Origin of the sequence: Microcoleus sp. S36a_B3 (genome assembly GCF_036700745.1) — a bacterium.
Classification (GTDB): Bacteria; Cyanobacteriota; Cyanobacteriia; order Cyanobacteriales; family Microcoleaceae; genus Microcoleus.
In genome coordinates this window covers 19,603-19,944 of sequence record NZ_JAUBPN010000047.1, presented here as the reverse complement: position 1 = coordinate 19,944, position 342 = coordinate 19,603, and the positions used below count along the sequence as shown (strand labels likewise).

Below are 342 nucleotides of genomic sequence, written 5' to 3'. Positions count from 1 at the left end.
TTGGCTGGATCTCCTAAAAACAGGATGCCTTGGGCCGCTGGTGGCAGGGTGTTGATGGTGTAGGAGGCGATCGACCCGTCTGGATCATTACCTCCCAATCCGGGCACCGGGGCGCTGCTGTTTGGCCCTACCGTGAGGTTAGTAGGTGTCGCTTCTGGTGGTTGGTTGGGTGTCAGAATCGTGGTGACGCTAGCACCGGGCGCAGTACCGTCATTGTTGCTGAGAGTCGGATCTAGGGTAGAGGAGTCACTCTTGGCGGTGTTCTTGACGCTGCCGGATGCAGATGCAGGTGCGATGAAGCGGACTGTGTTAATGGCAGGAGGAGCACCCGAAGGCAAGCTG

Annotated in this window: 1 protein-coding gene; it reads right to left on the bottom strand. The window is 58.5% G+C overall.

The window, feature by feature from the left end:
* On the bottom strand, positions 1–342 hold a 342-nt coding region (locus tag QUA01_RS26095), incomplete at both ends, for a hypothetical protein (protein ID WP_333093406.1).